At 26.2% G+C, this 5,138-nt stretch carries 5 protein-coding genes; 2 read left to right on the plus strand and 3 right to left on the minus strand.

What is annotated here, in order from left to right:
* Window positions 1-152 precede the first annotated feature (152 nt).
* Window positions 153-1,193: an RpnC/YadD family protein gene (locus MSCUN_RS04680; protein WP_095608158.1), complete on the plus strand. Its 1,041-nt coding sequence runs from the start codon at window positions 153-155 to the stop codon at window positions 1,191-1,193.
* A gap of 120 nt (window positions 1,194-1,313) precedes the next feature.
* Window positions 1,314-1,895 (plus strand): class II aldolase/adducin family protein, encoded by a 582-nt coding sequence (locus tag MSCUN_RS04685; RefSeq protein ID WP_095608157.1) that lies wholly within the window; start codon window positions 1,314-1,316, stop codon window positions 1,893-1,895.
* Here the strand turns inward: MSCUN_RS04685 and MSCUN_RS04690 are convergent.
* The 3 genes from MSCUN_RS04690 to MSCUN_RS04700 form a co-directional block, all read right to left on the minus strand.
* Window positions 1,885-2,139 (minus strand): UPF0147 family protein, encoded by a 255-nt coding sequence (locus tag MSCUN_RS04690; RefSeq protein WP_095608156.1) that lies wholly within the window; start codon window positions 2,137-2,139, stop codon window positions 1,885-1,887. The two genes, MSCUN_RS04685 and MSCUN_RS04690, sit on opposite strands and share 11 nt — an antisense overlap.
* Window positions 2,140-2,527: 388 nt before the next feature.
* Complete coding sequence (locus MSCUN_RS04695; protein ID WP_095608155.1) at window positions 2,528-3,514, minus strand: cobalt-precorrin 5A hydrolase; 987 nt, start codon at window positions 3,512-3,514, stop codon at window positions 2,528-2,530.
* Between the two features lie 19 nt (window positions 3,515-3,533).
* Entirely contained in the window at window positions 3,534-4,493 is a 960-nt protein-coding gene (locus MSCUN_RS04700; RefSeq protein WP_095608154.1) for a cobalamin biosynthesis protein, read from the minus strand.
* Window positions 4,494-5,138 lie beyond the last annotated feature (645 nt).

The raw sequence follows: 5,138 nt of genomic DNA on the forward strand, positions 1-5,138 counted from the left end.
TAATAATAAAATACAATATAAGATTATACAAAATATATTAAAATTTAAAAAATATTAAAAAATTTTAATTAAAGTATAAAAATAAATATAAAAAACAACAATAAACTAAGAAAAATATGACAAAAAATTCTAATAACAATTTGAAGAAAAAAATGAAAAAGAAAGAAAACCTAAATAAATCACCAAAACAAAAAACCGAACACATAAAACTTGATGAAATTTTAAAATCACTATTCACAGTTTCAAATAAAGTTCTTCTAAATATGATGAATACAATATTTCATGAAGATCACAAAATCGATGAAACATCAATAACTGTAGTAAATAATGAATTTATAACATCAAAATATGATGTTTTAAGAGGAGATTTATTTTTAGAACTAAATTCAGAGAAAAACCAAGTATATCATATTGAATTTCAAACAAAAAATGATAAAACAATGATTATACGAATGTTTGAATACGACTTTTTTAAGGCAAAAGAAAATTATCAACGAAGAAAATCAAAAGAAGGTACAGAAAAAATAGTATTTTATATGCCTAAATCTATAGTAATGTATATAGAGGAAAATAGAAATATATCAAACCAAATAGATATGGAAGTAGTTTTCCCAGATGAACAAGAAGTCACATATAAAGTACCTGTTATGAAATGCTGGGAATACACAACCCAAAAAATGGTCAAAAATAAATTATATCCATTACTACCACTACAACTATTTAAACTGAGAAAAGAACTCATAAAATTAAATAAAGAAAAAACAAAAAATAAGGATAAAATCACAGAACAAATGCAAAAAGTAATGCAAAGAGCAAAACAAACAGCAGAAGAAATTGCAAAATTAGAAGAAAATAAAGAAATAAAACCAGAAGATATGCATACTATATTATTAGCTATTAATAATTTATTTCAATATTTAAATAATAGGTATGAAAATGACACTAAATTAAATAAAAAGGTAGATATTATGACCAAAACATTATATGATCCTGCAGTAGAAGCAAGAGGAATACAAATAGGAGAAAAAAGAGGAATAAAAATAGGAGAAGCAAAAGGAATTATAAGAACATGTATTGAATTTGGATTAAAAGATGATGAAATACTAAATAAATTGAAAGTTGATTTAAATATAGATGATGAAAAAGCAAATAAGTACTTAAATGACTATTATAAAGAAAATAAAAAAGATTAGATAAAAAAAAATAAAATTAATAAAAAAAGGGAGTATTTAATTTAAAGTCCTGTAGATAAAATATTATATCTGCAAGATTTTATTTTTTTATTAAAAAAAAATTGAAAGAGGAAATGTAAAATGATGGAAAATGAAATAATCGAACAAATAATAAAAACAGCCCACCACCTATATGATCGTGATATGGTAATTGGTAAAGCAGGAAATATTAGTATACTAGATTCTACAGGTGAATATATTTATATTACAGCATCAGGAACAAATTTCAAAGAACTAACATATGATGATATTATAAAAGTAAAACTAGATGATCTAAGTTACACAAGCACAAATGATCTTGTTCCATCAATGGAAACAAGTTTACATGTAGGAGTTTATCAAAAGCGTAGTGATGTAAAAAGTGTTGTTCATGTACACTCTCCTTATGCAACAGGATTTGCATTTAGTAAAAAAAGATTATGTCAACAAGAAGGATTTGGTGAAATAACTGGTGAATATATTGCAGAAGTAAATTACTATCCACCTGGAAGTAAAAAATTAGCAGAACATGCAAGTGATGCTCTTAAAAATGAGGATGCTGTAATCTTAAAAGATCATGGGGTAATTACGGTAGGTAAAGATATTGAAGAAGCTACTCTTCTATGTGAATATATAGAAGAAATAGCTAAAACACAATACATATCACATGTACTTAATCTTTAACTGATTCAAGTTCACTTAAAATATTCCAGATAAGAATTCTTGCATGAATAGGTATGTTAGGATCATTACTTATATCATCAAGAATAGAAATTACAGAACTAGCCTTAAGGGTTGGTTCTTCATCTTTCTGGAGAAGTGCAATTGAATCCTCAGCTGCTTTTCTTATATTTCTTGGTACACTTGTATCATTAATTAGTTGTTCTAAAGTACCTGTACAACTTTCAAATATTTGATCATTATCCATAATTAATCACTCCAATTATTCTTTTTATTATGTATTAAAAAATAATGCATTTTTTTCATTAAATTAATAAAAATTATATTTTAATGTCTTTTTTTTCCTTTTAATAATAAATTATTTCTTTCTAAACTATACAATCTATATATCAACTATTCCTTTTTCTATGAAAATTTATTTTAAATAAAGTTTAGAAAAATTTATTATTTATGTATATTTTCTTTATTTATTATACTATCTTTATTGTTTATATTATATAAAAAATTGTAATAAAAAAAAATTAATAATTTAATTCATTTTCATTAAATTTGAATAATAAATTATTAGTTTATAAAAAAAAGATATTTATTTAAAAAGAGATGAGTTTAAATAAAGGTTAAGAAGGGGGTGGTGGTTATTTTTTTGATACTGCTATTGTTACTCCATCATATGCTGTTTTTTTAAATATTAATTCTGAGTTTTCTCCATTTATTATGAGACTTGTTGGTTCACATACTCCTTTAATTCCGAATTGTTTCATTACAAAGTCTGATTTTGAGCATTGTTCATTTTTATAGGTTTCTATTGTGTCGCGTGGTACTATTTGTATTTGTTTTCCCAGATTTTCTACTGTTTTTATTATTCCTTCTTCGTTTTGTTTTATATCTACTGTTGCAAATTCATCAATTCTCTGTGGTGGTATTTCTAGTATTTGACATGCTGTATTTATTGCATGTTCAACTTTACTTTGTGCTATATCACGTCTTGCTCCAATTCCCATAACTAGGTTTTGTGGTGTTAGTATTACACTGTGATTATCTATTGTTGCTATTAATGTATCATTGGTGTTATCTTGTTTTATTTCATATGAATCTTTTAGTTCATCATCAATTAAGTATGTGTATTTGGTTGGTATTTGTAGTGTTGGTTTTCGGTTATCTACTAATGCCCGGTTTATGTATTTGATGTTTTCTGGATTTTCTAGGTTAAAATAGTATTTTCGTGCTATTTCATCTATTCCTTGTTTTTGATTTACATCTGTTGATGTTGTGATAACTGATGTAGATCCTATTAGTTGTGATATTTTATGTGTTAGGTTGTTTGCTCCTCCCATATGTCCACTTAGCAGACTTATTGTGTAGTTTGCATTATCATCAATTAGAAGTACTGCTGGATCTGTTAGTTTTGAGTTTACATATGGTGCAATTGATCGTATTATTATGCCTGATGCCATGATTGCGATTATACAATCGTATGTGTTGAATGTTTCTTTGATTGCTTGTTTTACGTTTTTATGGTATTGTTGTATGTGTAGTATTGTTGGATCTTTTATTAGTTGTTCATAGATTTTATCTGATATGTTTTTTCCTTGTGTGGTTATTGATATTATTGCTATTTTCATTATTGTTTTCACCTCACTTTTATATGATTGTTATTGAGATTATGAAGAATATCAGTAATATTGTTAGTATAAATAATGCTGATGTTACTTTTGTTATTTGTATAGCTTCTTGTATTTTATCTCCTGTTAGTGGACTTTTTCCTCGTCCTAGTTCATATACACCTTCTTTTGTTAGGGTTATGTCCAGTGCTCCTGCTGTTGCTGCCATTGAATAGCCACTATTTGGACTTGGTGTTTTTCTGGCAAATTCTTTCATAGTTTTATATGATTGTTTGTAGTCATATTTTAGTATGAAGGAAGCTGCTACTACGTAGTATCCGCATATTCGTGCTGGTATGTAGTTTAGTGCATCATCAAGGAGTGCTGGGTATCGTCCTATGTTTATTAATTCTTTTGTTTTATATCCTAGCATTGCGTCCATTGTGTTTGATACTCTGTATATAATTGCAATTGGTATTGCTGTTATCATTCCAAATGGTATTGCTACAATTGTTGTGTAAAATAGTGGTGAGATTATACTGTCTGTTATGTTTTCTGTTAGTGTTTCTATTGCTGCTGATGCGATTCTTGATTCTGTTAGTTCTTCTGTGTTTCGACTTACAAGGTATGACATTGATTTTCGTGCTTTGTTTATGTCTTGTTTTAGTTGTATTTGTATGTCTTTTACTGATTTTATTAGGAAGTTTATTGAAAATGTTGTTGATAGTATTATTGATGCTACTATTATGTAGAGGTAGTTGTTGATGAATAGTGATATTATTAGTATTATTACACTTATTGTTACAAATATGAAGTTTGTTGTTATTATGATTAAGAGTCCTGAGAATCTTGTTTTGGGTAGGTAGTTTTTGAGTTTGTCAATTACATTTCCCATGTAGATTACAGGGTGGATCTTATCTGGTACTTCTCCAAATAGAGTGTCTATCAGTATTGCTATTACAATTATTATTACTGAGTAAATTATACTTTCATAAATCATTATATTATTAGTTTTAATGGTTTTAGTATTTAATACGGTTTATAATATTTTTTCTTATTTTTGGTCATATGTTGCAAGTGTATTTTATAGGGGGTTGGAGGTTGTGTATTTCAAGTGTATTTAGTGTGGTTTTAGGTTGTATGTTGCAAGTGTATTTTTTCTTATTTTATTGGTTCAATTTTACTTTATTTTTTTTCAAGTGTGCATTGTTTTTTATTAATGTTGTTTTTTTGTAAATTAGGTGTATATATAACCAGAGAGAGGGACGTATATTGCAAGTGTAAATGCTCAGGGTATACCCCCCTCTTGAAAGTTGTAATACATTATAAGTTATAAGTGTATAAGTTATATATTATGATTGCATAAGTTTTTTAGGAGAATTGTTTATACATGAAACTAATGACCAATCCATAGAGTAAGGTCAATTTTTCACTGTATTATTATAAGGTGTAAATAAGTAATACAAAAATACTTCTAATTATTATCGTAATACTTATTTAGATTCGCAGACAAATTTGACGATTTAAAGAGCAATGAAAAAAGTATACAAAAATTAAACAATAAATCAGATATAAAATTAGAATTAAAACATAATTAAGTATTAAAATTTAAATTTAACATATAAATATTATATTATTATTATAT

Origin of the sequence: Methanosphaera cuniculi (assembly GCF_003149675.1) — an archaeon.
In the GTDB taxonomy this organism is placed as follows: Archaea; Methanobacteriota; Methanobacteria; order Methanobacteriales; family Methanobacteriaceae; genus Methanosphaera; species Methanosphaera cuniculi.

What these genes read in the sequence shown, in the direction of transcription:
- MSCUN_RS04680 (WP_095608158.1), top strand. Translation starts at nt 153, where the DNA reads ATGAAAAAGAAAGAAAACCTAAATAAATCACCAAAACAAAAAACCGAA.
- MSCUN_RS04685 (WP_095608157.1), top strand. Translation starts at nt 1,314, where the DNA reads ATGATGGAAAATGAAATAATCGAACAAATAATAAAAACAGCCCACCAC.
- MSCUN_RS04690 (WP_095608156.1), bottom strand. Translation starts at nt 2,139, where the DNA reads ATGGATAATGATCAAATATTTGAAAGTTGTACAGGTACTTTAGAACAA.
- MSCUN_RS04695 (WP_095608155.1), bottom strand. Translation starts at nt 3,514, where the DNA reads ATGAAAATAGCAATAATATCAATAACCACACAAGGAAAAAACATATCA.
- MSCUN_RS04700 (WP_095608154.1), bottom strand. Translation starts at nt 4,493, where the DNA reads ATGATTTATGAAAGTATAATTTACTCAGTAATAATAATTGTAATAGCA.